We start from the raw sequence: 25,366 nt of genomic DNA on the forward strand, positions 1-25,366 counted from the left end.
TAAAATTATATCGGCGATAATTCAAATATATCAGCGATTCTTTCATTTTATCGGCGATTTTCAAATTATATCGACCGATTCTTAACATTTATCAGCGATTATATGTCGAATATCGATTTATCGACATTAAACGACAATCCTTATACATCATACCTTTTAACAAACTATGTCACCAAATGTAATTTTCATATTGGGAGCGTATACAAAAGAAGAATACACATGAAATATGTTAAAAAATCGTAGTTCAGCTTCATATTGAGCTAGCGCATTATCATATGTTAATCCTCTGGCTATTAAACGTTCTACAAATTGTTGCTTATCACCCGGATCACCTGCAATCCCCTCTTCTTTTAATGATTGATACAAATCGTTTTTATCATTGTGATGCATATTTGAATCTAAAAAGTTCACTTTATCGCTTACTCTACATTCAATATTTTTCACACCTAATTCACTTAAATATATCGGTATTTTCATGCCTATATTGCCATCTTTACCATTTCTTTGCGTATCACTTTCAAATAATTTCTGCAAAACACCTAGCTGAATAAATTCCGATTGTTTCTCCCCATCTAGTAAATAAGAAGCCATATTAGAAATCCAATGTGGTTCAAAACAGATTATTTTCCCACCCTTTTTAACTGAATGTATCATTTTTTCTAGCATTGTTTCTGGAGTAGTCATATGTAATAAGAAAGCATGACAGATTGCTATATCGTATTTATCGTTCAGTTCAATTTCTGTAGCATCTCCTTCAAGAAATTCTGAATCATACGGAAGTAAACGAAACAACTCTCTGGCTTCAGCTAATAATGTTTCTCCACTATCAATACCTGTATACTTTGAACCTTCTGGGAGTAATGGCATTAATACTAATCCTAAATAACCATATCCACAACCGTAATCAACGATATGTACAGGCTTAGTAATCTTCCAAACTGTATTTACTAAAAAGCTTACATAATCGTCGTTGTAATATAAATCTCTCGTGTTTTTTAAATATGTTAGTTTATTGTTCCAATCATACGTTTCCAACATCTAACGCCTCCTTTTATATACAAAACTAAAGTTCTCTATATAATAGCCGTATTCCTACACTTTTCTTAAAATTTCAAAGCAAAAAAGCTAGTGTATTTTTAATAATACACTAGCTTTTTATTTGGAAGAAAAATTTAACAAGTACAATCACAATCAAAACAATCCGTACAGTCTAAATCGTCACAATCTGCTTTTCTCTTTCTTTTGTTTCTTTTAAGATAATAATACAGTAGCCCAAACAATAGTATACAAATAACAAAAGCTATTATTGCTTCTGTATACTTATTTTGAATCATAAAACCAATTCCACTTCCGCCTGAAATAAAAATTAGAATTAAGTAAATCCAGAACATCTATGTAAATACCTCCATTACTATATATCTTAAGATAATATCCATATAACACTAGAGGAAATGAATAATCCCATACCATTACCGCTTAATACACCAGTAGTTATTCTTAGCAAATTTGAGCTACTTCTCCATTTCCACTTTTGGGTGAACCCATCGATAAGTAACGGAATTTGAGCGAAAAATGATAGTATGATTGCCAAAAGAAATGAAGGTGTCATATAAAAATAAATTGGAAACATTAAAATACCAATAAGCATGCCTGTACAACGCGCACATAAAGGTATGTACTTTTGTAGTTTAAAAAAACTCCTATCTAATCTTCTATGACAAGGAATTTGTAAAATAAAAGTTCGAATCAATATGAATCACCCTCTCTAAAAAGATTTTAATTGATTTTGCAAAAAAAATATATATCCAATAAAAAAACAAACCAGGTTTATACTAGACCCAGTTTGTCAGTTTACTACTATGTTACATTTCCTCAGGTGCCTCCACCCCAAGTAAACGTAATCCTTCTTTTAATACAACCGTCACAGCATAAACCAATGCGAGTCTGCTGTCTTTTTCTTTGCTCTCTTCTAATATACGAACATTACCGTAATATTTATTGAATGATTGTGCTACATCTAATATATATTTCGAAATAATCGATGGCTCATTTTTATTGAAAGCTGCTTCAATTATTTGCGGGAATTTATTTAGTAATTTTACGACACTCCAGCTATGATCGTCTTTTAAAGCAAATGTACATGTTTCAAATTCTACACTTTCTTTTCTTAAAATAGAACAAGCACGTGCATGTGTGTACTGTACGTAAGGTCCTGTTTCTCCTTCAAATTTCAGCATATTTTCTAATGAGAATTCGATATTATGCATACGCTCATTTTTTAAATCGTGGAAGATGACTGCACCAACACCGACTTGCTTTGCTACTTCTTCTTTCTGTTTTAAGTTTGGATTTTTCTCTTCAATATTTTGTTTTGCAAGTTCGATTGCTTCTTCGAGTACTTCTTCAAGTAAAATAACTCTTCCTTTACGTGTCGACATTTTCTTACCATCTTTTAAAATGAAGCCAAACGGTACGTGTTCCATACCATCAACCCAAGTATAGCCAAGTTTTTTTAATACGGTGAAAAATTGATTGAAATGTAAGCTTTGTTCTGGACCAACAACATATAGCGCTTTATCAAACCCATAAGTGTTTTGACGATATAAAGCTGCCGTTAAGTCACGCGTTGCATAAATCGTCGCACCATCTGATTTTCTAATTAAACAAGGCGGCATTCCTTCTTCTTCTAAATTAACGACTAATGCACCTTCTGATTGTTCAAGCAACTCATGTTCTTCTAAAATCCCAATAAAATCTTCCATTAAATTATTATAAAATGCTTCTCCCTGAAAATTAGTAAATTCTACGCCGAGAAGTTCATAAATGCGAGAAAATTCTTTAAGGGACTCATGACGAAACCAATTCCAAAGTTCTACCGCTTCTTCATCACCTTCTTCTAGTTTCTTAAACCAAGCACGTCCTTCTTCTTCTAGTTCTTCGTCGTCTTTTACCTCTTCATGGAATTGGACATATAACTTAAATAGCTCACGTATTGGATCTTCTTTAACTACTGCTTCATTTCCCCATTTTTTATAAGCCGTAATTAACTTTCCAAACTGTGTTCCCCAATCTCCTATATAATTAATCCCTACAACTTCATAGCCACATTTTTCAGCGATATGTTTCAGCGAATTTCCTATCATTGTAGAACGTAAATGCCCCATCGAAAAAGGTTTCGCGATATTAGGAGAGGAATAATCAATTACTACTGTTTTTTCACAGCCAAAGTGGTTTTGACCGAACTCTTCTTTCTCCGCTAAAACTGTTTTTAATACTGCATCACTTACAGTTTCACGATTGAAAAATACATTTACATAAGGACCAACGGCTTCTACTTTCGTAAAAAACGGATCATTGAATTTCTCAGCAACTTCCTTTGCGATAAGAGCTGGTGCTTTTTTATATTGCTTCGCTAATGAAAAGCATGGGAACGCTGCATCTCCAAATTCATCTTGTTTCGGTGTTTCAATTAAATCTAAAATTTGTTTTTGCGTTAATTCATTCGTGAAAATATTAGATAAACTTTCCGCAAACTGCATTTTATAATCCATGATACAACCTCCTTATTTTTTAAAACACAAAAAACTCGTCTCTAAAAAAGAGACGAGTTTTAACCCGTGGTACCACCCTTGTTGTTCGTTACGAACCACTTTCCCGTTTATAACGAGGACAGGGGGCCTCGGCTTTCTCTACTATTCGTTCAAGAAGCATCTCCGAAGTGCGCTTCATCTTTTTCTTCCGTACTAGGCTCACACCATCCCTAGCTCGCTTTCCTTCTAAAAAAGACTACTCTCTTCATCACAGACAGTATATTTAATTAATTATTGCTTATTATACATCTTTTCAAACAATTAGCAAGGGTCAATTACACCAAAGTGAAACTTAGCACTTTTTCTTTTGTATACATAAAAATTGTGTTTTTCAAATCTAGAACTACGAAAATGATCTTTTAAAACGACACGTTTTCTCGCCACTCGTTTTGCCTCCGCAATTGTTTCGTCAGTAATATCATGATACAAAGCGAAGTGTTTTAATCCTTTAATTCCATCGGATTCTATGACAGTTTCTTCAAACATCGGATCAAGGTAAACGACATCGTAACTATTGTCTTCACATTGCGCTAAAAATGAAAAATGCTCCGTTTGCTTTACTTGGATTCTTTGCATTGCTTCATCAATTTCAGAAACAGATGAAGACCATGTTTTCAAACCATTTTCCATAATATAAGCCATATACTCATTGCCTTCAAGTCCTGTTACTTTTCCGCTTTCCCCAACAACATAACTAGCTACAATACTATCTGATGCCATCCCGAGCGTACAATCTAACACTGTCATTCCTCTCTCTAATTGCGTGGCTTGTACAAACGGATCGTGTTCTCCACGCATTAACCTTTTCACACGAAACATCGCTGAGTTCGGATGAAAGAAAAACGATTCTTCCGTACCTTTTGGATAAATAGCTAATCGGTTCTTCCCTACGACAAGCACATCTTGTTCATACTGCTCATGTAGCTTATGTACCGGTATGTCATTACGTTTAACGAAAGAAGCATTTAATTCTGCTGCTACCTCGTTTGCATAATCTGTCATTTCTTTGTTCGTTCTTCCTGCTGTTGTTACGATCATTGTTTCACCTCTATATAAAGAAAAGAGGGAGATTTACTCTCCCCCTTCTTTAGCAATTCTTTTCGAAAGCTTGTTCTAAGTTCGTAATAATTTCGTCCATAGTTGCACCTTCAATTTCATGACGGTGAATAAAGTGAACAACTTCTTTTCCTTTTAATAATGCCATAGATGGTGAAGATGGAGGAATTTCTCCGAAGTATTCACGCATTTTTGCAGTAGCATCTTTATCTTGACCTGCGAATACAGTTACAAGATGATCAGGTTGTTTTTCAGCACGAACAACCGCTTGACCTGCTGATGGACGTGCTAAACCAGCTGCACAACCACAAACAGAGTTTACAACTACTAAAGTTGTACCTGATGTATTTTCCATAAATTCTGTTACAGCTTCTTCTGTAGTTAACTCTTCAAACCCAGAACGCACTAACTCTTGGCGCATTGGGATTACCATTTGGCGCATGTATTCTTCATAAGCATTTGACATCTTGTAATCTCTCCTTCAACTTTCATTCCAAATTCATCATATCACGCTCTATTAATAGGTGCAAAAGAAAGATAACGATGATTTCATTTTTTTGTAGGGATTTCACAAACCCCACCGCGGCAATGTCCCACTGGAACAAGTTTTCTATTATTAGCGATATAATCGTATACTTTACTTCCAAAACCAAGTACGATAGATAGCTTTATAAAAGGAACTGCAAACCAATAAGATGGAACGGCCTTTGCTAATACATCTATGCTCTGAATACCGTCATACCACTTATTATTTTTAAAAATATACAGTCTTTGTTCCATCTTACTTTGTAGTTCTTGAGAAAGCTCATACTTCTCAACTACATCTTCATTTCGAAATGAAACAAATTTCATCTTACCCTTTTTATCTAATTTTTTCGTACGTTCTGCAACGGCCGTACACATCGGACACCAACTATCATAGAAAACAATCATACATTATTCCCCTTTACGAGACTCCGTCATTTGTTTCCATACAGAACCTTTTGCTTCTTCTCCGCCTTCAATACGCTCTAATGCTAGACGTGCTTGCATGGCTACTTCAAACTCTGGATCATCTTGCGCTGCTTTTAATGCTGGAATCGCACTTTCATCTCCAAGTTCAAATAAGAACATCGCTGCACGCCAGCGTACTAATTTACTTGGATCTTTCAGAGATTTAATCATAACGAACATCGCTGCCGGATCACCTACATCTGATAAACAATCTCCTGCAGTACGGCGAACACTTACAGAGCGATCTAACAAAGCTTTATATAATAACGGTAATACTTCATCACCTTTTACCATACCTAAATAAGCTGTTGCTAAACGGCGTATTGAAACTTTTTCATCATCTAACGCCATCTTCAACACTGGAATATCTTCTTCAGTAGGATCCATTTGTTCTAATGCTGCAAAACGATTTTTCCAGTCAGAATCTTTCATCATCTCTTCTGTTACTTTATATGGCTCACGCTTTTGAATCGTTACTTCAACAGCACCTGCTTGATTTAATAATTCTTTAACCGTTTCATTTACACGTTCTTCTGAATAAGCAGCAACAATCTCTTCCACTACTTCTTTCCCAATTTCTTCAAAATTACCGTAACGTGTACTTTGTTCTACCCATTTACGCTCTTTTACAACGTTTGGTGCAGACATTTGCACTTTCATAATTGATTCTTTAAAACGATCTGGTAAGCCAACACGTTCTTCCGATGTTCCATCTGTTAACTTTACTTGCATTGGAATTGTAAAGAACATTTGAACAAACACTTTCACCTCTCCAAAATGAGACAGTTGTTGTTCTTCACTTTCTTCCAATACTTCTTCGCCGAAAACCGCACGAACTTGTTGTAATAAAACTTTCCAGTCATACTTCGCATTTCGCTCCACTGCTAAAAAGTCGGCTACATGATATACACCTTTAATGCCTTCAATTTTCAAAATTTCTTGCACTTGCATTGGTGCTTGTTCTTTATTTTCATTTGTATAATTATTACGTGCTCCTGATGGTAATACTTCATTCAAAATAACTTTCATTGTATTTGGACTTGGCGTCGGTTCAATTGCTTTAATCTTCACGTAAAAAACTCTCCTTTATTGCGTGTTCTTAGCTGTATTGTAACATGTTATCACTCTATACTCCTACTGGGATGCTTAATTTTACTACTTTCTTCCCGCTACCATACTATTTCATTCTTTTTACATTTTAAATTAGGAACGGGATTTTAAAAGCTTTCGTTTCCGATGATTTTTATTTTTTATCCATTTCTTGAGGTACCACCAGTATAAAAAAAAAAAACACGCTAAGCAAAAAAATATATTAAGCTATCCATATGGATAGCTTATTTACATAATTTTCGTTATCGGTAGCAACAAAAAGGAGGATTCCTTACTCTCAGAAGGAATCCCTTTTTTATTTTCTATCACTCGATTCATCTTTTTATACATTCCTATCCTGTGATGGGTTTTACGGTTCTCGTTTGTTACTGGATTAGCCAAAAAACGTTATAAAATTTTGTATACTCTTTACTTGTTTTTTCAAAAAAGCTGGCGGTATCCCCTCTTTAAGTTTATTAAAATACTTTCCACAATTTTTTCCGAAGCTATTACTTCAAATCACCTTTTATTACGATGCCCCCTCCCGCCTTCTCTCCAAAAAGGTAATACTCTCAATCACAACTTCAGTTCTATATATTCTCTTGCCTTGTTCATTATCGTAATTACTAGTCTGAATACGCCCTGTAATCCCAACGAGTGATCCCTTTTTACAATATTCAGTTACATTCTCAGCCGATTTGCGCCAAACAACACAATTAATAAAATCGACTTGTTGTTCACCTAAACTATTTCGAAATCCTCTATTCACCGCAACACATATTCGTGCATAAGCGACGCCTTGTTTTGTGTAGTATAATTCTGGCTCCTTTGTCAATCTACCGATTAATACAACTCGATTCATCATAAGTTATACCACCTCACATGTTTTTCTTCATTGTAAGGAGAAATGTTTGAATGGTAAAAAGCACAAAATGATATATCCGTAAGTAAAAAGTATTATTTTAGACCTTACAAAACAAAAAAAGAAACCATACATAGTTCAAACATGTATGGTTTCAAAATTTATTACACTTCAGTACAAGATATGTAATATCCTCCGCGAGCCATCTTTATTTCAGCACGGTACATTACATTTTCTAAGTAAAAAGTAATCGGTTTAACTTTACTCTCAAATTTTAGTCTTTCATTGCATTCAGTTGCATATCCTTCAATCGCTGAAGTAATAACTTCTGATGATGGATACGTTAAAGCTTCATCTAGTTCTATGAAAAAACTTTTAGAAAATAGTTTTTTCATAATCCCCTTCTTCTCTTTCATCATATTCCATCTCCTTAAATTCAAGTTGACAATATCCACATTATACCATACGTTCAATATATCTTTGAAAATAAAAAAAACCTGCATTTTTCATGCAGGTTTTTTTTATTAGTCATTTTTCGTAAAGTAAGAAACGAAACGAAGAATTTCTAAGTATAACCAAACTAATGTAAGCATTAGTCCCATTGCAGTGTACCACTCCATATATTTCGGAGCTTGACTACGTACACCATTTTCGATTAAATCGAAATCTAGTAATAAGTTTAATGCAGCAACTACAATAACAACTGCACTAATAATAATACCGATTGTACCACCTTGGTGAATGTATGGAACAGTTACACCAAACATATTTAGTAGGAATACGACTAAATACATAACCATAATTCCAAGTGTTGCTGCCATAACGCCTGTACGGAATTTATCCGTTACTTTTACTACGCGTGTTGCATATAACACTAACATTGCAAATAGAATTGAGATTGTTAGTAATACAGCATTTAAAACGATAGAATCGCCAAATTTCATTGTATAAACTGCTGAAATACTTCCTAACACAACCCCTTCTACCGCCGCATAGATTGGTGCACCAAAAGGTGAAATACGCGGGAAGAACATAGACGCAAATGCGATGATTGCTGCAACGATTAAAGCACCAATTAATACTGGCATCTTCATCGTCCCCTGCATCATCTGTATGTATGAATAGACAGACGTTGCAAGTAGCAAGATAAGCATAATGAACGTTTTGCCTACTGTTCCGCCAATTGTCATCGCAGAAGCGCTTGCTCCCTCTTTACGGAATGCCTCTTTTTTCAACATTGGATTAGATGTTCTCATTTTTTCCCTCCTAAAATAGGTTCTACCAATAGTGTAAAGTTTTTCTCTTTACTTTTCAATATATGCAGCTTGTTTTTATTTTAATCCTTCAACGATGTCTGATAGTTCACTCCATCTTTCCATCTTTTTTTCTAGCTCTTCTTCTGTTTTCTGCTGTGCTTCAGATAATTCTTGTGCCTTTGTGAAGTCAGATCCAACTTTCGCAAGTTCTTCTCCAATTGACTCAATTTTTTCTTCAAGTTCGGCAATTGTATCTTCAATCGTTTCCCATTCACGCTGCTCATTGTATGAAAGTTTACGTTTACGTTGTTGTTTTGGAGCTTCTTCTACTACTTTTTTCTCTTTTTGAACTTCCGCTTTCTCCATAAGTTCTCTCGTTTTTTCCATTTCTAAATAATCTGTATAACTACCTAGGAACTCACGCACTTCGCCTCCGCCAGTAAAGATGAACAGTTCATCTACTACTTTATCTAAGAAGTAACGGTCATGCGATACAGTTAAAACGACACCTGGGAAATCTTCTAAATAATCTTCTAGTACTGTTAATGTTTGTGTATCTAGATCATTCGTAGGTTCATCAAGTAAAAGTACGTTTGGTTCTCCCATTAAAATACGTAATAAATATAAACGTCTTCTTTCACCACCAGATAGTTTACCAAGCGGTGTACCATGTGAATGAGTCGGGAATAAGAAACGTTCTAACATTTGAGATGCACCAATTACTTTTCCATCTGTTGTATGAATAACTTCTGCAATCTCTTTAATGTATTCAATCATACGCTGATTTAAATTCATCTCTTCATTTTCTTGCGTATAATAAGCAACTTTTACAGTTTGCCCAACTTCAATTTCACCACTATCAGGAGATAACTTACCTGCAAGCATATTTAATAGCGAAGATTTCCCGCTTCCATTCGCTCCAATAATTCCGATGCGATCGCCTGGTTTCACGATATGATTAAAGTTGTTTAATACCGTTTTATCACCAAATTTTTTCGTCACATCTTTTAACTCAAGTACTTTTTTCCCAAGACGGCTACCGCTAAGTGCAATATCAACTGACTGTTTTGCAGCTGGCCCTTCTTGACCCTTTAGCTCATCAAATCGTTGAATACGTGCCTTTTGCTTTGTTGAACGGGCTTTTGCACCGCGGCGGATCCATGCTAATTCGCGGCGATATAAGTTTTGACGTTTTGATTCTTGCGCAATTTCTTGTTCTTCACGAAGTGCTTTCGCTTCTAAAAACGTACTGTAATTCCCTTCATAACTATACAGTTTTCCATTATCTAATTCGAAAATACGATTCGTCACACGATCTAAGAAATAACGATCATGGGTTACAAGTAATACTGCACCATTATATCGAGCTAAATATTCCTCTAACCATTCCACTGTCTCATGATCAAGATGGTTCGTAGGCTCATCTAAAATTAATAGATCCGGTGTTTCAATAAAACATTGCGCCATCGCAATACGTTTTTTCTGTCCACCAGATAAATTTCCAACAGTTGCAGTGAAGTCCGTAATTCCTAATTTCGTTAAAAGAGATTTCGCATTTGCATTTGCTTCCCATGCACTCATTGCATCCATACGTTGCTGCACTGCAAATAATTGTTCCTGTACTTTTTCATTACTTGGATCTTTTTCGATATGTAATAGCGCCTTTTCATACTCACGAAGAAGACGAATTAAAGGAGTATCACCATGGAAGACTTGCTCTAGCACTGTTAGTTGTTCATCAAACTCTGGTTGCTGTGATAAATAACTAATTGTATACCCACGAGAATGAGTCATATCGCCTGTATCAGGAATTTCTGCCCCTGCAATAATTTTTAATAACGTCGATTTACCAGTTCCGTTTACACCGATAATTCCGGCACGGTGTCCTTCTGCAATACTAAATGATAATCCATCAAATAACGGTTTTTCTCCATATGATTTTGATAAGTTTTCCACAGTTAACATTTTCATATTTGTGCATTCCACTCTTTCATAAATTGTTCAATAAACTGTTCCATATAACGATGACGAACTTCCGCCTCTTGTTTTGCTGCGTTCGTGTTCATTAAGTCTTTTAATTTCAAAAGTTTTTCATAAAAATGATTTAAAGATGGATCATTATTTTTTCTATACTCTTCTTTCGTCATTTCTTCACGCGGCGGAATAGTTGGATCATACATTAATCTCCCTTTCGTCCCGCCATATGCAAATGTACGAGCAATTCCTATTGCGCCAAGAGCATCTAAACGATCCGCATCTTGAACAATTTTCCCTTCAAGTGACTCTACTGTGCCGCCATGGCCACCTTTATAAGACATATTGGCGATGATATGAAGAATATGTTTACTTTCCTCTTCTTCAACACGTAGCTCTTCTAACCAATCAGAAACTTTTTTCATTCCTGCTTCTTCACTTTCATTTAGCTTTTCATCTGCCACATCGTGAAGTAATGCTGCCATTTCAATTATAAAACGATTTCCACCTTCTTGCTCAGATAAAGAAATCGCCATTTTATGTACACGTTCAATATGATACCAATCATGCCCACTCGCATCTTTTTCTAAAATATGTTTTACAAAAGTAATTGTTTTTTGAATTTTTTCTTGTTTTGTCATTTTATCTTCACCCAGTTACTTATTGTAACACGCCCGCATTTTTTCATCACATATTTTCTTGTCCGCCCATACACTAGGTGGTAGGCATCATCATGAAGGAGGAATAAACATGTTCTATAATAATCAACCGCCTTATCCAAGGCAACCATTGTATCCTCAACAACAAGAACAGAGATACACAGAACAATACGAAGAACAAGAGTTACAGCAGCAAGAGCCACAATATGACGAAAATCCATATGCAACAACGCAAAACCAAGAAACTGAATTTCAACAAAATCCATATGACACACGTCCAAATTATGAATATCCTCAAAATCCATATGCAGCACCACAAAATCAAGAACAGCGATATCCTCAAAATCCATATGTAATACCACAAAACCAAGAACAACAATATCAACAGAATCCATATGCAGCACCACAAAACCAAGAACAACAATATCAACAAAATCCATATGCAGCACCACAAAACCAAGAACAACAATATCAACAAAATCCATATGCAGCACCACAAAACCCATACACAACTCAACCACAACAACCGCAATACCAACAACAAATGTATCAACCAAACTACGACGCACGTGTCTCACCACCTAAACCACCAACAATAGATCCAACTCAACCACAAATCTTACCACCTGGACCAACACTAGACATTACACAACCACAAATCTTACCACCTGGACCAATTACTGAACCAACACAACAACAAATTCAACAAGTTGTCGGTACACAGTTTTTACCTTTCAAGAAACCCGTACTAGATTTCGTAAAACCATGGGTAGATTACGGTTTAAATGAAGCAAAACATACATCACATGAACACGCATTAACAGAAGTTGCTGCGATTATGTTTTTAGTTGGTAAAGGCTTCAATCCGACGATCGCACATTATATCGTTGAATCTTGGGAGAAGAATGAACAGTTTTAGAATTGTTTATTTGATAAAATATAAAAAACACAAAAGTGCCAAACCCCTTATACCACAAGGGTTTTGGCACTTTTTAATATCTAAAACAAATTTTATTGAAATAATTATTTTTATAGATTTTCATACTTTTTTATATAGTACGTGAACAAAATGTGTGCAAAATGTGTGCAAATATACGAATCGCATTTCGCTGTTGTTGCACCGGTTATTTAAACCAATTCTCAATTATGAGATTTATATGAGAAACTAACACTTTTTCCTGTTGACACTTGGACAGTTTCTTGATAGCAAGCCACACGCAGAGATTATTATCGATGGAATTGATATACTAGAACATTATCCTTTATATTATTTCAAATATAATTCGGTCGTAATTAAAATAAAACAAAAAGAGGACGTATATATCACGTCCTCTTTTTGTTTTAGATATGCTCACCATGATCAATATAAGTATCGCCGTATTCGTATGCCGGCGCAGGTGGTCTACCGTGATCAAAATCGGCCACATTAGAAATATAATCTGGTCTTTGTGGTGCAGGTGGTCTACCATGATCAGCTTGTGATGTAAAAGATTCTGTAAAACTTCCAATAGTTAAAACAGCAGCAAAACTAAAAAATCCTATTAGTACTTTTTTCATTTTAACGCACTTCCCTTCTGAAGTAATTCTTTAGCATCATAAGATATATTAAAGTATTGGCTAGCCTTCTCATGATTACCTTCTTGATAAAGTTTTTTCGCTAAAATTCCAGAGTACTCTTCCATAAATCCATAAAGTTTTTGGGATTCAAAGTAATCTAGTCCATCTGCAATCGTTGTTTCTAGATTCTGCTTATAATTTTCATCGTATTGTGCTCGAAGTATTCGTAAATGATGTGTATATTCAACATCAGCTAATTCAAAGCCTTGAGTCAAAAATTCTTGTGCTTTTTCAATTTCATTTACTTTGAAATGTTCTCGAGCCAGTAAGAATACAGTTTTATGATATGGTTTTTCAGATTTATACACATCCATTAAATGTCGAATTGCAGTTGCGGATATACCTTGTTTTGCATAAAGAAAACCTAAGTTGTATTGAATTAAGGTAATTAGTCGAGTACAGTTATGTTTTTTAGCCATATCCAAGCACTTAACAAAAAGCTCTTCTCCTTGTTCAAACTGACTTAAAGTGACACTTGCCAATCCTAGGATTGTATCGCATTCAATTTGATTTATTACATAATCTTCATGTTTTTTGTATATGTCTTTTGCTTTCATAACATGCTTAATTGTTAATAAAGGTTGTTGAAGGTGGTAATATAGTTCACCAAGTTTATAATTAAATTCAGCTTTTTCAATGTCATTAGGAATATACTCTAAAAGTCGTTCAGCTTCTTCAAATTGCTCCATCGCTTCCATATAGTTAGCAATCATAGTGTTATGCACAGCTTTATAGAAATGGTAGTAGTATCTTAAATACTCATCAATAGTTTTTGTTGTAAGTTTTTCAACTGCATCAAAATCACTACGAGTTACATATGATTTATTTATTAACACTTTATAACTATAATCTAATAAGGAATAGTACAATAAGAGATTTTGATCTTGTAAATCTCGATTTTGTTCGACCATTAAGACACTAATCTTTTCATCAACTTCTTCTTTCATTCTTGTCGCCTTTGTTATTTGTTTAGATAGAATAACCTTATACCATTCATTTAATAGTCTGGTAACTTTTTCATTATTCAGAATTATCATATCACAATCTCCTTTATTTAGTTTATATAAAAACAATCATAACAAAGTTTAATTGTAATAAGTTGCAAAAAACAATTTTATAAATAATATTCAGAATATTTAATTTTATTTTTATCAATTGACGTAAAAACATCGGTAAATCGTTAGATTGTAAAGAAAGAATTATCTATATAAAACTAATTGTAATGCTAGTAATGGTATAGCGTGAACCTTATTTGTCGAAAGGTTTTGGTAATTATTTGGTTTAAAAGTATTTATTTCCCATCATTTCGGGGTTAATATCTGAATTATGCTAACAAATAAAGGTAAATTAGCATGATATTGTCTTAATTAATATTTTAGGAGGTATGAAAAATGAAAAAGATTAGTAAAGTTTTAAGTGTTGCAGGATTATCTCTTGCTATGTTCGGAGGAGGAACAATTGCAAGCGCAGCTGAGAATAACACAGTTGATTCTACTATAAAAAAAGGTAATGTATTAGATTTAACAGATCAATCGAATGTACAAATAGGTGAGGTACTAACGTTTGGGGAACTTGTTAATCAAATTGCTGCAGATACCAATAAACCTAGAGAAGAAATTTCTCAGCAACTCATGGCTCAGGGGAAAGCTCGTGGACAATCATCTGCTGCAACACTTGCCGCTACGTACAGAACACTAACAACCAATTTTTCAGTAACACCTTTCTATAGCCCTTCATTAAGGTTTTATTGTGAAACAAATGAATGGGGTGGAAGCTTCAGGGGTATTAAGGAAATAAAACATATCAATATGAATAGAGATGCAAATGGTCTTTCTAAAACGTTCAGTGGTACAGTTCAAGCGAATTTAGAGGATCCTAACAGAATTTTCTATATTGTTAATGGTGATTTTCATAATAATGGCACAACTACTTTTAATGGCAATGTATCCATTACTGTAGGGAAGACAGGAAGTGTAGGTTTTAGTGCATCTTATGCGACGAGTCACTATAAATATACTTATAAAGAAGGATATGTATATTTTTAAAGTTGATAAATTTTTAAATGATCGATTACTTCTTAATTACATGTTAAGTTCATTATACATGCTAATTTAATGGAGGTGATCTCTCTGCAACCTAAATATATTCTGTTCATTCAAATTCTAATAGGAATACTAATAATCATGGCACCAATTATTATTACTGGTGAATTATATGATGTTTCAAAGACTATGGGTGATTTGCTAGTTGCTGAATTAATAATAAGAACACTTTCTTTCATAATAGGACTTGTAGTTATTAGCAAGGGGTTTGAAAATTATTCTAAATAGTTATTAGTACGTTATTTTCTTGAAACTTATAAAAAAGGTCTACTCATATAATCTGTACCCTTTGTAAAGGACATTTTGAAAAAAGTTAGGCAACATCAAGAAGATGATTTCTGTATCCTGATATGATCCCCTTATAGTAGACAGTTGAAAGAAAGTTACTTACTGTTTATTATGGAGGGGATTTTTTATGGGGAAAATTAGAAGAACTTTTTCAATTGATTTTAAAATGAAAGCTATTGAATTGTACTCACATAGAGGAATTGGAAGTAAATTAATTGGAAAGGAATTAGGAGTTACATATTCAGTTATAGATAGATGGATTAAAAAATATGAAAATGAGGGGATTCTGGGCCTACAAGAAAAACGTGGAAGATCTAAACAAACAAATGAAGTCAGTCAAGACGCTAGAATACAACGATTAGAAGCGGAAAACGCATACTTAAAAAAGCTATTAGCTACGAAAAAGGAGATGAGGTCAACAAAAGTAAATCAGTAGAATACGAAGTCATTCATACCTTAAAACAGAACTTTTCAATTGTATTGCTTTGTGAAATTGCAGGTGTTTCAAGAAGTGGATATTATAAGTGGGAAAAAAGAATCAACGATCCCTCTGAAAAGATGAAAGAGGATCAATTTATCATGTCTAAAATAGTAGAATGCGAACGAGATCCAGATATAAATGGAAGCTATGGTTACCGAAGAATTTGTATATGGCTTAAAAAGTATTATGGTTTACAGATAAATCACAAAAGAGTATATCGTTTAATGAGGAAAATGGGGATACAAGCTAAGATTCGAAAGAAAAAGTGGAGGCATTTTGGTTTAAAAGAACAATGCGTCGTGTCGGAAAATCTGTTAAACAGAGAGTTTTCAACTACAAGACCAAATGAAAAATGGGTTACAGATATAACCTATCTTACCTTTAACAATAAGCGCATATATCTTTCCGTGATACTAGACCTTTACAATAACGAAGTTGCGGCCTACCAAATGAGCGAATACAACAATTTAAAATTAGTTACAGACACAGTCAATAAAGCCTTAAGAAAAAGAAAAGTCCACGAAACAGTATTACATAGCGACCGAGGTTATCAGTATACGTCAAAAAAATATAACCAATTACTTAAAAAGCACAAAATAACTGTGAGTATGTCTAGGAAGGGAAATTGTTACGATAATGCATGTATAGAGAGTTTTTTTAGTCATTTTAAGGCAGAATGCTTTTATAGACATACGTTTCATGAAAAAGCAGAAGTTTTTAAGGCTACTAAAAGATATATGGGCTATTACAATAACAAAAGATTTCAAAAAAGATTAAACAACCTTAGTCCTATTGAATTTGGAACTAAGGCTGCTTAATGAAAAGACACCTAATCTATTACTGTCTACTTGACAGGGGTAAGACCATCCAACAGGAGTCATCTTTTTTAAATCCCATTGATATCTATAATGATTATAATACGTCATATATTTCTTAATCTCTTGTTTCAATTCATTAAAGGACACGCAAGGTTTTATATGAGCTTCATCTTTCAGATGACCAAAAAATGATTCTTGTGGGGCGTTATCCCAACAGTTTCCTCTTCTTGACATGGATTGTCCAAGGTTTAGCTTTTTAACTAGCTTTTGATAGGTAGGGCTTGTGTAGTGTGGGATCCTTGATCTGAATGAATATAAGCACCTTCAGTCAATCGAATCCGCGGATTCCTTTTTAGTTTATGGAGAGTTGTGGTTACGAGCTCTAATGTCATCTGTTCTGAAACATGGTAAGCTAAAATTTCATTAGTTGAGCCGTCTAAAATTGTAGATAAATAGGCCCTTTGATTCTTACCGTAAACTAAATAGGTGATATCTGTAAGAAGTGTTTTCCCTAGGGTATTTTGTTTAAATTCCCGATTTAATTGATTCGGTACTATTCGATGTTCTTTTGTAGCTTTAAGCATTCTTTTATAAGGATTCGCTTTGCGAACCGGACAGATAATCTCGTATTTCTTCATAATTCTACGGATACACTTTAAATTGTAGACAACTTGAAACTGACCCGCCAATGTCATCTTTATCTGACGAGCCCCCTTGTTTCTATTTCTAAATCGAAGTGCTTTTAATATGGTTTCCTTCAAGATTTCATCTCGATCACTCTTTTGTTTCCGTTGTTCTTGAGATGAAACTGAAAAGTAATTATAGTATCCCGAACGGGATACACCAGCTACTTTACACAAATGACTGACCATATTCCTTACGTTGTATTTCATGATGACAGAACGAATCAAGATGAATTTCTGACTAGGTGGTAGTGTTATTTCCTTCTCATCCTCCCTTCCATAAGTTTGATTTTTTTTAGCAATTCGTTTTCCGCCTTTAGTAAGTTTCGTTCAGCTTCTAAACGGGCATACTTTTCTTCTAACGTAAGCTCTCTCTCAAGAGTTCTGCCAGCGTTTTCGATACGTGTATCCCTTAAACCCAATACACCATTTTTTCTATAAGCAGCACGCCATCTACTTTCCGATGACATAACTCGTTTCATTCCAATCATATCTATATCAAAACCACAATCTTCAAAAATATTTCGAGGTAGCTTTCCTTTTTCATTTTCCTCAATAAAAATATGCTTAAATTCCTCTGTATAAGTGATACCTTTCTGACTTACAGATTTTACGTATAGGTTATTTGATAGAATTTGAATTTCTCTTTCTGTAAATAGTTTTTTTGTCATTTTCAACATTCTCCGATCTCAATTTTCCTTTTATTATACAAGAAATACCCTATAGAATAGACTTTTTTCAAGTGTCTATTCTATAGGGTACATTTTATATTTAATTCCACCTTTTTTAAATTTCATTATATTTCTTTTTAGAGTCTCGAGATTTCTCTACTGGATATTTTTTATTATTTTTTCTATTTTGTTTATAATAATCTCTTCTAAGTCAATATCCAATTGATCTGCCAACTCATCTTTCATGTCTTCTTTTTTTGTTTCTACAGCTTCCTCACTGCTTTTCCACTGAAAATTCTCCAACAACTCACTCGCCTCTAAAGAAAGAGAAATAGCTAAATCTTTAGGATTGTGGAACTGCTTCCAGTTCCTATCATCCCGAAATTTTAGGACTTTCTCTAAAATAGTTTGATTCATTTTTTGAATCCCCCAGTTACTTTTCATTGGTAAACTCTTCTATTTATCAGGTAAACTATCATAAAAACGTTCAATGGCCGCTACTAAAACTAAATCTTCTAAATGAGCAGTTTTAGGGTTGTTTATTTTTAAAAACATCAAAAATACCAAATCCCTTATATCACAAAGGATTTGGCATTTTTAAGTATCTAGAACACACGCTAAATTTAAGGAGAAATTAACAGACATGCGTCCGGCATAATGCCGTGTCCACACCCAAGGATCGGTTACATAAAATAACGTATCTAACATGGGAAGTCTATTGGTCTTTTCCCCTTATAGTAACACTCTCTTCTACTAAGACCTTTTCTTTCTAGGACCTACAATTAATTTAATCGCTGTTCTTTCTTCATTATTGATAGAAATCTCTTGAAATGCTGGTACGAAGGCTAAGTCAATACCACTTGGAGCGACGAACCCTCTTGCAATCGCAATTGCTTTAATCGCTTGATTTATAGCTCCAGCCCCAATCGCTTGAATTTCCACATTACCACTTGTTCTTAGTACACCCGCTATTGCACCCGCGACTGAATTTGGGCTTGATTTTGAAGATACCTTTAATATATTTTCCATGTAAGTTGCTCCCTCTATTATTTAATCTCTCTTTCGTTACAATTTTAAATATTTTAGCGTATCTTTAATTACTATTCACACCAAAAACAAACGATGCTTCATATGTACATTATTCTATATTTTCTGACTTCTTCCTGCTCAGCTACGCAAATAAAAAAATAAACTGAATAACCTAATATACATACAGTTAAATGTCATAACTTCACCAAATGATAACATCCATACAGCTAAAGATAATATTGCTGTTTTGTCAGACTAAATAAATATAGTAAATTGAAATTTTAATGAGTGGGGGTTTAATTCATCCCCCACCTAACTTCTTTGCTTTCGCTGAATTTTGAGGTGGGAGTCTTACTGCTCGGAAAATAGCGGGATAAACGTTTCCTCATTACTTCAATCTATTTAGAAATTCCATTTATTTTTCTATTAAATTATAAACCTTGTCATCTTCAAAAGGTGTTACAGGTAATACCCAAATACTACACTTCATCATTTGACCACTTTATATTCCAAATCTATCTCCTTTTATAGTACAAGCATACACGCCAATTGTGATTCATCTTCATAAACTACTATGTGATTTAAATTTATTAAGAATAGGAGGTAATATATTGGGTTCATACTATCATTCTTCAAACTCGTATAAAAAATGCTCATGCAAATCTTCTTCCAGTTCAAATAAAAAATGTTCATGTGACCATTCACATAAACGAAGCTGTCCTGCATACGGAACTTTTTGGCAAACTGAATTTATAACTGTTCCTTTTGGCGATCCTTTTCCATTTAATCACGTTGGACCTTTAGCAGGAGGTGTTTCCTTACTAAATCCTACTACTATACACTTTAGACAAGCTGGTGATTATAGAGTTTCGTTCATTTCCAGTATTAATACTACTTTAAATCCTGTATTTCCACATATCCCAGTCATAACTATATTTTTAAATAACAATCCACTTGCTAATAGTCAAGGTGACTTCGCTATTCAAATGAATACTTCATCAAATAACGAATGTCTTCAACTCGTTGGCGAAACAATTGTTACAGTGCCTGCTAATTCAACTCTTCAACTTAGAAATAATAGTGGTTTTAATCGTCAAAGTATTGTAACTTGTGACAATGGTATAAATTCAGTTGAATTAACAGTTACAAAACTAAGTTAAAATTATTTCTTCACATTCAGATGCTATTTCAGCATCTTTTTTTATTGAATAACAGTTTTTTCAACTTTTATTATCTCTCCCCACATAAAAAAGTGCAGAATTCTTTCTAACACAAGATTTCTGCACTTTTTATTATACTTATTTATTCTTCCTTATTTCTCTACATAAACCGACTTAACAATCGTACGATTATATGGTTTTCCTTCTTTATTCATCCCTTTTATATCCATCGTAACGTTGTATACTCCCGGTTGTTTTATATCTTTCAAAGCACCTGTAAATGTATTCGTATTAACATTTTGTAATTCATTAAATTCAGAGACTAACTTACCTTCTTTATTAACGACTCTTACTGTTATGGAAAGATCCCCTTTCATTTCAGGTGCCACTGGTGATTTTTTCAGTTTATACTCAGGTTTATTTACTTTAACTTTTGTAGGCATTTGAAGAACAAATGGCGCGCTATTATTGTAATCGCTTACAACTAAATATGCATCTTTCGACTGCTTCGCCATCATTTTGATTTTCCATTCGCCTACTTCCAATTTATCAAACTTAAATGTTCTAATTGTCGCCCCATTAAAGAAAGATTCGCCTTCACCAGTAGTTATAGCGCTATCTTTGTTTGCATAGATTTCTCCTTTTGGAGATACCATTTGTACTTCTACATCAGAAGAAGCAGTTAGTACAGAAACTATTCCTTCAGCCTTTTTATCAACAGAAATACTTTGCTCTATCCACTGATTTTGTGGTAATTCGCCTCCTAAAATATTTTGATTTGAAGTTGTATTTAATTGTTCTAGATTTTCATTTGAACTAGTGCTGGATGCTACTAAAGCTGGTAACCCCACATTTGTCGTACGTAAATATGGTTCAATTCGTGCAAAAACAGCTGATCCTTTTCTTATATTGTCATGATCAAATCTGGAATCTGTAAATAAATGTGTACCGTACGATAGCTTCGCACTCCATTCATTTACTAGTCCATCATTTGAACCGTACGATGATAAATATAACCCGCCCATAGATAATGCAGAAAATGTTGGTCCCCAGCTAGTCCCAGTAGCCGTATAGTAACGGTTTAATTTAGCTGCTGGGTTGTTATCTATTATTGAACGAAACTTTGCCATTTCACCTATTTGTAACGAATACGTACCATCATCTTTTTGACCTAATATAGAAGCAAGCCACCCTGCCCACCAACTATATGACAAATCTGCTAAATTTGAGCCATGATGCGGTGTAGCAAGTGTAATAACATTTCCAACAAATCGATTCGCACCATATTCAACTAATGCAGCTTGTGTATCAATTCCACCTTTACTATGCGCTACAATATTAACTTTCTTACCGAAATGATTATATATTTCTTCAAGTTTTTGTGCCAACAATTTTCCGTTATCCCACTGACTAGCCGAACCTTTCCCCGCTGCATCATACAATTGTATAAACACTGTTTGATAGCCTGCTTTTAAAGCATAATCATACATATCATTTATATCATGATATACTGTCTTTCCATACCAACTATCAGCATTACCATTTCTTCCTTGTACAAAGAGAATTGGCGGTTTATTCTCATCATAATTAGCAGGTTTTTGGCCTAAAAACCATTCTCCAGGTGTGAATACTTCTGTATCAGGAAACCCCTTTCCAAGCTCTTTTACAACTTCTGCCTGTACATTTGGGCTAATCGTTGGAGCCATGATAAAAAATACAATTAGTAAGGCCACACATCTTCTCATCAGTCGCATATTACTCCCCCTATTTTTTTGAAAGAAGGTGTTCTTTATAATATTTTATATTTTCCCTTCCTTAATAATAGCTAATCTTTTATTTTAAAAAGATGTTAGCCCTATTTTTAGAAGGTTACTAGTTGTATACCCTCTTTCTTAACTCTCGTTATTCTCTTTGTTTCTACCTCTTCCTTTTGATAGAATACGACAAAAAAGTTTCTCAATAATTGTTTACTTCGCTACACCCAGATATTTTTTAAATCATTATTGTTTATATAAAGCATACAAATCTTGAAAAAATTTTAGTAAAAAAACATTTTATTACTAGTTAGTTATTTAAAAATATAATAAAGATATGTACTTTCTTTTCATTAAATACAAACTAATTTTAAAGGAGCTTGTATTATAAGACTTTCCTACGATTAAAAATTAAACTGAAATTTCCGAATAGAAAATCATATTTCCAGAAACATATATTATGATAATTTCCGCACACTTGAATTAACTTTTTAGAAGTACTAACCTATCGGTGAGCAGAAGAAAATTCTGTAAAAAGAAAGGAGAATACTTTATGATGACCAAATTACAAAAGGAGTTTTTTAAACGCTTAGAAATTCCTGCAAAAGAAATAACATTTGATGATTTAGATGAAATTCTCTTAAAAATGGGAATGATTCTCCCCTATGAAAATCTTGATATTATGGCTGGTACTATTAAAAATATCTCAAAAGATAACTTAATAGAAAAGTTACTTATTCAAAAACGAGGTGGACTTTGTTATGAATTAAACTCCCTATTGTATTATTTTTTAATTGATTGTGGGTTTCAAGTATACAAAGTAGCCGGTACTGTTTATGACCTTTACGATAATAAATGGAAACCCGATGATGGTCATGTCATTATCATATTAAGTCATGAGGATAAAGATTATGTTGTGGATGCAGGTTTTGCATCTCATCTCCCTTTACATCCAGTCCCTTTTAACGGAGAAGTCATCTCCTCTCAAACAGGAGAATATCGAATTCGTAAGCGAAATACTCGAAAAGGTACGCATATTTTAGAAATGAGAAAAGGAGCTAACGGGGAATCTACAAGTTTCTTACAATCTGAACCTTCAAACGAATGGAAAATAGGCTATGCTTTCACTGTAGATCCAATAGATGAGAAAAAAGTGAATAAGATTCAAAAAGTGATTGTAGAGCATAAAGAATCTCCTTTTAATAAAGGAGCTATCACTTGTAAATTAACTACTTATGGTCACATATCATTAACAAATAAAAATTATACAGAAACCTTTAAAGGCACCAAAAATAAACGACCAATAGAATCTAAAGATTATGCTCGCATTCTTCGTGACTCTTTTGGAATAACGCAAGAGAAATATGTAGGAAAAACACTAGAAAGAGGCTAGTTGACTACAAGTATTTCATAATAAAGCAGATTCTATATTTAGAATCTGCTTTATTTTATATTTTGTTATAAATTAATTTAATTTTGTTGTTACCCTTTAATTTTCAATTATATACTCATCATCATATTTATCGTATTGTAGCCCTTTCCCTATCTTTGACTCCGTAACTTGATCTCTTAAAAACGGTGCAGCATCCATTTTACTAGTTGCAATTTCAATTCCATATTTTTTCGTTAAATGAGCTAACTCTATTAAAAACCACTCTCTTCGCAATGTAACTGGAATATCCAATGTTTTTCTTTTCATATATAATAGCACCTCTTTTATTTTCATAGCTTAAAAATATCACTGGATGCACTTATTAAAACTACCTTTCACCGCTAACATCCAATGAAACATTATAGTATATGCATGTCCATTTCAAACGTGCTATCACAAATATGATATTTAAGTTTACATAATTATATTATGTAATAGTAGGAAAGGAAGGCATGTCCCTTCCTCTTCTACTATAGAGATTTAAATTAAGAACATCTTGGTACACCTAAAGCTAAAAATAAACCTGCTACTCCCGCAGTAATCGGTACTTTTAACGTAATAACATCATCTACCTTCGTTACTAAAAAGTAAGCATTACCTTCTTGTAATATACAAGTTACCAACAATTGAAATTCCATTCAAATCTCCTCCTTTCAATCGATATACTATAATTTATGAAATCTCTTTCAAAAAGTAATAGGAAATATATCTATTTTTCCTTATATATAAAATAAATGTTTATGAGTCTATTAAAAATATTAATTTTCTAAATTTATACAAAACGTGTAATATCCAATAAATTCCTATATAATCAATAAGAAGAATCTTACAAATGGAGGTATGAAAATGTCGATTTTAAGTAATATTGGTGCAGCTTTATTTTTTATTGCTTTTATTCTTTTAATCTTATGTATCATTTCATTCTTTAAGAAAAATGGAAAAGCAAAACAATATGGACGTCCTACCGTTATTCTTTTTATGATTTCTATTATATTAATAACGGCCGGTACAACAAAATCGGAACACCCCGTCGTCGAGTTTTTTTCTACTTTAAGTTTCATTCTATTTATATTCTTCCTTGTTCTAGCAATCTTATCTGTTATTAAGAAAACAGGTGTAGCGAAAAAACAATTTATTATTACAGCTGTATTATTTGTCATTTTTGTTGCGTTATTAGGTATTTCAGCTCCTTCTTCTGAAAAAACGACAGCAACTAGTACAAAAGTTGCCTCTAATAATGAAGAGCCAAAAGATAGCGAACAGAAAAAAGAGCTAGAAAAGAAAGAGGCGGACGAAAAAACTCAAAAGCAAGAAGATGAGAAGCGTCTAGCCGAAGAACAAGCTCGTAAGCAAGAGGATGAAAAACGTCAGGCTGATGAACAAGCTCGCAAACAACAAGAAGAACAAAAACGTCAGGCTGATGAACAAGCTCGCAAACAACAAGAAGAACAAAAACGTCAGGCTGATGAACAAGCTCGCAAACAACAAGAAGAACAAAAACGTCAGGCTGATGAACAAGCTCGTAAACAACAAGAAGAACAAAAACGTCAGGCTGATGAACAAGCTCGTAAACAACAAGAAGAACAAAAAGCACAGCAAGCTCAAACACAACCAGCTAATGGTAATACTGATAGTGCATACTACAAAAATTGTGCTGCAGTTAGAGCAGCTGGGAAAGCTCCTTTACATAAAGGGCAACCAGGTTATAGCTCTCATCTTGATCGTGATGGCGATGGAATTGCATGTGAAAAATAGTAATAAAAAAGAAGCTTTTACTAAGCTTCTTTTTTATTAACGTAAAATATTACCACTTATTACTTTCCCCCTTATTTTAATAACATTCTTCTTATTA

Annotated in this window: 28 protein-coding genes, 1 pseudogene and 1 other annotated feature; of the genes and pseudogenes, 8 read left to right on the plus strand and 21 right to left on the minus strand. The window is 33.7% G+C overall.

Features of this window, described 5'->3' with window-relative positions; translation table 11 throughout:
- Positions 1–156: 156 nt before the first annotated feature.
- The 13 genes from HMAS_RS13540 to HMAS_RS13600 all read right to left on the minus strand — a co-directional run bounded on the left by HMAS_RS13540 (position 157) and on the right by HMAS_RS13600 (position 11,461).
- Positions 157–1,035, minus strand: coding sequence for a class I SAM-dependent methyltransferase (locus HMAS_RS13540; RefSeq protein WP_025709739.1), 879 nt, complete (start codon positions 1,033–1,035; stop codon positions 157–159).
- A 137-nt stretch (positions 1,036–1,172) separates the two neighbouring features.
- A complete protein-coding gene (locus HMAS_RS13545; protein WP_000498601.1) occupies positions 1,173–1,391 on the minus strand; it encodes a hypothetical protein in 219 nt (72 codons plus the stop codon).
- Between the two features lie 29 nt (positions 1,392–1,420).
- Positions 1,421–1,750 carry a DUF2085 domain-containing protein gene (locus HMAS_RS13550; RefSeq protein WP_000621475.1) on the minus strand — a complete coding sequence of 110 codons (330 nt, stop codon included), beginning with the start codon at positions 1,748–1,750 and terminating at the stop codon, positions 1,421–1,423.
- A 112-nt stretch (positions 1,751–1,862) separates the two neighbouring features.
- Positions 1,863–3,551, minus strand: coding sequence for an arginine--tRNA ligase (gene argS, locus HMAS_RS13555; RefSeq protein WP_000384910.1), 1,689 nt, complete (start codon positions 3,549–3,551; stop codon positions 1,863–1,865).
- Between the two features lie 45 nt (positions 3,552–3,596).
- Positions 3,597–3,811: a binding site (T-box leader), on the minus strand.
- Between the two features lie 40 nt (positions 3,812–3,851).
- The gene (locus HMAS_RS13560; RefSeq protein ID WP_000637459.1) at positions 3,852–4,628 is read right to left on the minus strand and encodes a class I SAM-dependent methyltransferase; all 777 of its coding nucleotides are present in this window, start codon (positions 4,626–4,628) and stop codon (positions 3,852–3,854) included.
- 49 nt (positions 4,629–4,677) lie between these two features.
- The gene (locus tag HMAS_RS13565) at positions 4,678–5,112 is read right to left on the minus strand and encodes a BrxA/BrxB family bacilliredoxin (RefSeq protein ID WP_000063706.1); all 435 of its coding nucleotides are present in this window, start codon (positions 5,110–5,112) and stop codon (positions 4,678–4,680) included.
- 83 nt (positions 5,113–5,195) lie between these two features.
- On the minus strand, positions 5,196–5,579 hold the full coding sequence (locus HMAS_RS13570; RefSeq protein ID WP_000634884.1) for a thiol-disulfide oxidoreductase DCC family protein: 384 nt from the start codon (positions 5,577–5,579) through the stop codon (positions 5,196–5,198).
- A gap of 3 nt (positions 5,580–5,582) precedes the next feature.
- Positions 5,583–6,710 (minus strand): conserved virulence factor C family protein, encoded by a 1,128-nt coding sequence (locus tag HMAS_RS13575; RefSeq protein WP_000692566.1) that lies wholly within the window; start codon positions 6,708–6,710, stop codon positions 5,583–5,585.
- A 547-nt stretch (positions 6,711–7,257) separates the two neighbouring features.
- Complete coding sequence (locus HMAS_RS13580) at positions 7,258–7,593, minus strand: single-stranded DNA-binding protein (protein ID WP_000982019.1); 336 nt, start codon at positions 7,591–7,593, stop codon at positions 7,258–7,260.
- Between the two features lie 161 nt (positions 7,594–7,754).
- Positions 7,755–8,009, minus strand: a complete 255-nt coding sequence (locus HMAS_RS13585) for a DUF4318 domain-containing protein (RefSeq protein WP_000975133.1) — start codon at positions 8,007–8,009, stop codon at positions 7,755–7,757.
- A 105-nt stretch (positions 8,010–8,114) separates the two neighbouring features.
- On the minus strand, positions 8,115–8,846 hold the full coding sequence (locus HMAS_RS13590; protein ID WP_001260655.1) for a Bax inhibitor-1/YccA family protein: 732 nt from the start codon (positions 8,844–8,846) through the stop codon (positions 8,115–8,117).
- A gap of 75 nt (positions 8,847–8,921) precedes the next feature.
- Entirely contained in the window at positions 8,922–10,817 is a 1,896-nt protein-coding gene (locus tag HMAS_RS13595; RefSeq protein ID WP_000783191.1) for an ABC-F family ATP-binding cassette domain-containing protein, read from the minus strand.
- A complete protein-coding gene (locus HMAS_RS13600; RefSeq protein WP_048536256.1) occupies positions 10,814–11,461 on the minus strand; it encodes an HD domain-containing protein in 648 nt (215 codons plus the stop codon). The genes HMAS_RS13595 and HMAS_RS13600 overlap by 4 nt, the downstream gene beginning before the upstream one ends.
- A gap of 109 nt (positions 11,462–11,570) precedes the next feature.
- On the opposite strand from HMAS_RS13600, the gene HMAS_RS13605 reads away from it, so the two are divergent.
- Entirely contained in the window at positions 11,571–12,398 is an 828-nt protein-coding gene (locus HMAS_RS13605) for a hypothetical protein (protein WP_070757438.1), read from the plus strand.
- 422 nt (positions 12,399–12,820) lie between these two features.
- Here the strand turns inward: HMAS_RS13605 and HMAS_RS13610 are convergent, their stop codons facing one another.
- Positions 12,821–13,036, minus strand: a complete 216-nt coding sequence (locus tag HMAS_RS13610; protein ID WP_000756629.1) for a hypothetical protein — start codon at positions 13,034–13,036, stop codon at positions 12,821–12,823.
- Complete coding sequence (locus HMAS_RS13615) at positions 13,033–14,133, minus strand: aspartate phosphatase (RefSeq protein ID WP_000584829.1); 1,101 nt, start codon at positions 14,131–14,133, stop codon at positions 13,033–13,035. The genes HMAS_RS13610 and HMAS_RS13615 overlap by 4 nt, the downstream gene beginning before the upstream one ends.
- 354 nt (positions 14,134–14,487) lie before the next feature.
- On the opposite strand from HMAS_RS13615, the gene HMAS_RS13620 reads away from it, so the two are divergent.
- The 4 genes from HMAS_RS13620 to HMAS_RS13630 all read left to right on the plus strand — a co-directional run bounded on the left by HMAS_RS13620 (position 14,488) and on the right by HMAS_RS13630 (position 16,785).
- Positions 14,488–15,141, plus strand: a complete 654-nt coding sequence (locus HMAS_RS13620) for a hypothetical protein (RefSeq protein WP_000724008.1) — start codon at positions 14,488–14,490, stop codon at positions 15,139–15,141.
- Positions 15,142–15,210: 69 nt separating this feature from the next.
- A complete protein-coding gene (locus tag HMAS_RS27690) occupies positions 15,211–15,426 on the plus strand; it encodes a hypothetical protein (protein ID WP_033665752.1) in 216 nt (71 codons plus the stop codon).
- Between the two features lie 187 nt (positions 15,427–15,613).
- Positions 15,614–15,922 carry a helix-turn-helix domain-containing protein gene (locus HMAS_RS13625; protein ID WP_000516502.1) on the plus strand — a complete coding sequence of 103 codons (309 nt, stop codon included), beginning with the start codon at positions 15,614–15,616 and terminating at the stop codon, positions 15,920–15,922.
- Positions 15,877–16,785, plus strand: a complete 909-nt coding sequence (locus HMAS_RS13630) for an IS3 family transposase (RefSeq protein WP_240325951.1) — start codon at positions 15,877–15,879, stop codon at positions 16,783–16,785. The genes HMAS_RS13625 and HMAS_RS13630 overlap by 46 nt, the downstream gene beginning before the upstream one ends.
- Before the next feature lie 45 nt (positions 16,786–16,830).
- Here the strand turns inward: HMAS_RS13630 and HMAS_RS13635 are convergent.
- The 3 genes and pseudogenes from HMAS_RS13635 to HMAS_RS13645 all read right to left on the minus strand — a co-directional run.
- Positions 16,831–18,148 (minus strand): annotated as a pseudogene (locus HMAS_RS13635) (IS3 family transposase); the annotation flags it as partial.
- A gap of 147 nt (positions 18,149–18,295) precedes the next feature.
- Positions 18,296–18,583, minus strand: a complete 288-nt coding sequence (locus HMAS_RS13640) for a hypothetical protein (protein ID WP_002025705.1) — start codon at positions 18,581–18,583, stop codon at positions 18,296–18,298.
- A gap of 309 nt (positions 18,584–18,892) precedes the next feature.
- Positions 18,893–19,168: a stage V sporulation protein S gene (locus tag HMAS_RS13645; protein WP_000427801.1), complete on the minus strand. Its 276-nt coding sequence runs from the start codon at positions 19,166–19,168 to the stop codon at positions 18,893–18,895.
- 611 nt (positions 19,169–19,779) lie between these two features.
- Here HMAS_RS13645 and HMAS_RS13650 point away from each other — a divergent pair.
- The gene (locus HMAS_RS13650; protein WP_000536153.1) at positions 19,780–20,328 is read left to right on the plus strand and encodes a hypothetical protein; all 549 of its coding nucleotides are present in this window, start codon (positions 19,780–19,782) and stop codon (positions 20,326–20,328) included.
- Positions 20,329–20,480: 152 nt separating this feature from the next.
- Here HMAS_RS13650 and HMAS_RS13655 read toward each other — a convergent pair whose 3' ends face one another.
- Positions 20,481–22,082 carry an esterase/lipase family protein gene (locus tag HMAS_RS13655; protein ID WP_044307150.1) on the minus strand — a complete coding sequence of 534 codons (1,602 nt, stop codon included), beginning with the start codon at positions 22,080–22,082 and terminating at the stop codon, positions 20,481–20,483.
- A gap of 553 nt (positions 22,083–22,635) precedes the next feature.
- Between HMAS_RS13655 and HMAS_RS13660 the strand changes: the two genes are divergently transcribed.
- Positions 22,636–23,475: an arylamine N-acetyltransferase family protein gene (locus HMAS_RS13660; protein ID WP_000988427.1), complete on the plus strand. Its 840-nt coding sequence runs from the start codon at positions 22,636–22,638 to the stop codon at positions 23,473–23,475.
- Positions 23,476–23,571: 96 nt separating this feature from the next.
- On the opposite strand, the gene HMAS_RS13665 is transcribed toward HMAS_RS13660, so the two are convergent.
- Together HMAS_RS13665 and exsG are read right to left on the minus strand one after the other, a co-directional pair.
- On the minus strand, positions 23,572–23,781 hold the full coding sequence (locus HMAS_RS13665; RefSeq protein WP_000824207.1) for a hypothetical protein: 210 nt from the start codon (positions 23,779–23,781) through the stop codon (positions 23,572–23,574).
- Positions 23,782–23,999: 218 nt separating this feature from the next.
- Positions 24,000–24,152, minus strand: a complete 153-nt coding sequence (gene exsG / locus HMAS_RS13670) for an exosporium protein ExsG (protein ID WP_000395679.1) — start codon at positions 24,150–24,152, stop codon at positions 24,000–24,002.
- Positions 24,153–24,360: 208 nt separating this feature from the next.
- On the opposite strand from exsG, the gene HMAS_RS13675 reads away from it, so the two are divergent.
- Positions 24,361–25,269: an excalibur calcium-binding domain-containing protein gene (locus HMAS_RS13675; RefSeq protein ID WP_064469067.1), complete on the plus strand. Its 909-nt coding sequence runs from the start codon at positions 24,361–24,363 to the stop codon at positions 25,267–25,269.
- Positions 25,270–25,366: the final 97 nt, after the last annotated feature.

The organism is Bacillus sp. HMA207 (assembly GCF_003402455.1).
In the GTDB taxonomy this organism is placed as follows: Bacteria; Bacillota; Bacilli; order Bacillales; family Bacillaceae_G; genus Bacillus_A; species Bacillus_A cereus.

Excerpts from the sequence above, each read along its gene's own strand:
- HMAS_RS13545 (WP_000498601.1), bottom strand. The coding sequence starts at position 1,391 with ATGTTCTGGATTTACTTAATTCTAATTTTTATTTCAGGCGGAAGTGGA.
- argS (WP_000384910.1), bottom strand. The coding sequence starts at position 3,551 with ATGGATTATAAAATGCAGTTTGCGGAAAGTTTATCTAATATTTTCACG.
- HMAS_RS13560 (WP_000637459.1), bottom strand. The coding sequence starts at position 4,628 with ATGATCGTAACAACAGCAGGAAGAACGAACAAAGAAATGACAGATTAT.
- HMAS_RS13565 (WP_000063706.1), bottom strand. The coding sequence starts at position 5,112 with ATGTCAAATGCTTATGAAGAATACATGCGCCAAATGGTAATCCCAATG.
- HMAS_RS13570 (WP_000634884.1), bottom strand. The coding sequence starts at position 5,579 with ATGATTGTTTTCTATGATAGTTGGTGTCCGATGTGTACGGCCGTTGCA.
- HMAS_RS13580 (WP_000982019.1), bottom strand. The coding sequence starts at position 7,593 with ATGATGAATCGAGTTGTATTAATCGGTAGATTGACAAAGGAGCCAGAA.
- HMAS_RS13585 (WP_000975133.1), bottom strand. The coding sequence starts at position 8,009 with ATGATGAAAGAGAAGAAGGGGATTATGAAAAAACTATTTTCTAAAAGT.
- HMAS_RS13590 (WP_001260655.1), bottom strand. The coding sequence starts at position 8,846 with ATGAGAACATCTAATCCAATGTTGAAAAAAGAGGCATTCCGTAAAGAG.
- HMAS_RS13595 (WP_000783191.1), bottom strand. The coding sequence starts at position 10,817 with ATGAAAATGTTAACTGTGGAAAACTTATCAAAATCATATGGAGAAAAA.
- HMAS_RS13600 (WP_048536256.1), bottom strand. The coding sequence starts at position 11,461 with ATGACAAAACAAGAAAAAATTCAAAAAACAATTACTTTTGTAAAACAT.
- HMAS_RS13605 (WP_070757438.1), top strand. The coding sequence starts at position 11,571 with ATGTTCTATAATAATCAACCGCCTTATCCAAGGCAACCATTGTATCCT.
- HMAS_RS13610 (WP_000756629.1), bottom strand. The coding sequence starts at position 13,036 with ATGAAAAAAGTACTAATAGGATTTTTTAGTTTTGCTGCTGTTTTAACT.
- HMAS_RS13615 (WP_000584829.1), bottom strand. The coding sequence starts at position 14,133 with ATGATAATTCTGAATAATGAAAAAGTTACCAGACTATTAAATGAATGG.
- HMAS_RS13620 (WP_000724008.1), top strand. The coding sequence starts at position 14,488 with ATGAAAAAGATTAGTAAAGTTTTAAGTGTTGCAGGATTATCTCTTGCT.
- HMAS_RS27690 (WP_033665752.1), top strand. The coding sequence starts at position 15,211 with ATGGAGGTGATCTCTCTGCAACCTAAATATATTCTGTTCATTCAAATT.
- HMAS_RS13625 (WP_000516502.1), top strand. The coding sequence starts at position 15,614 with ATGGGGAAAATTAGAAGAACTTTTTCAATTGATTTTAAAATGAAAGCT.
- HMAS_RS13640 (WP_002025705.1), bottom strand. The coding sequence starts at position 18,583 with ATGAAAAGTAACTGGGGGATTCAAAAAATGAATCAAACTATTTTAGAG.
- HMAS_RS13645 (WP_000427801.1), bottom strand. The coding sequence starts at position 19,168 with ATGGAAAATATATTAAAGGTATCTTCAAAATCAAGCCCAAATTCAGTC.
- HMAS_RS13655 (WP_044307150.1), bottom strand. The coding sequence starts at position 22,082 with ATGCGACTGATGAGAAGATGTGTGGCCTTACTAATTGTATTTTTTATC.
- HMAS_RS13660 (WP_000988427.1), top strand. The coding sequence starts at position 22,636 with ATGATGACCAAATTACAAAAGGAGTTTTTTAAACGCTTAGAAATTCCT.
- HMAS_RS13665 (WP_000824207.1), bottom strand. The coding sequence starts at position 23,781 with ATGAAAAGAAAAACATTGGATATTCCAGTTACATTGCGAAGAGAGTGG.
- exsG (WP_000395679.1), bottom strand. The coding sequence starts at position 24,152 with ATGGAATTTCAATTGTTGGTAACTTGTATATTACAAGAAGGTAATGCT.
- HMAS_RS13675 (WP_064469067.1), top strand. The coding sequence starts at position 24,361 with ATGTCGATTTTAAGTAATATTGGTGCAGCTTTATTTTTTATTGCTTTT.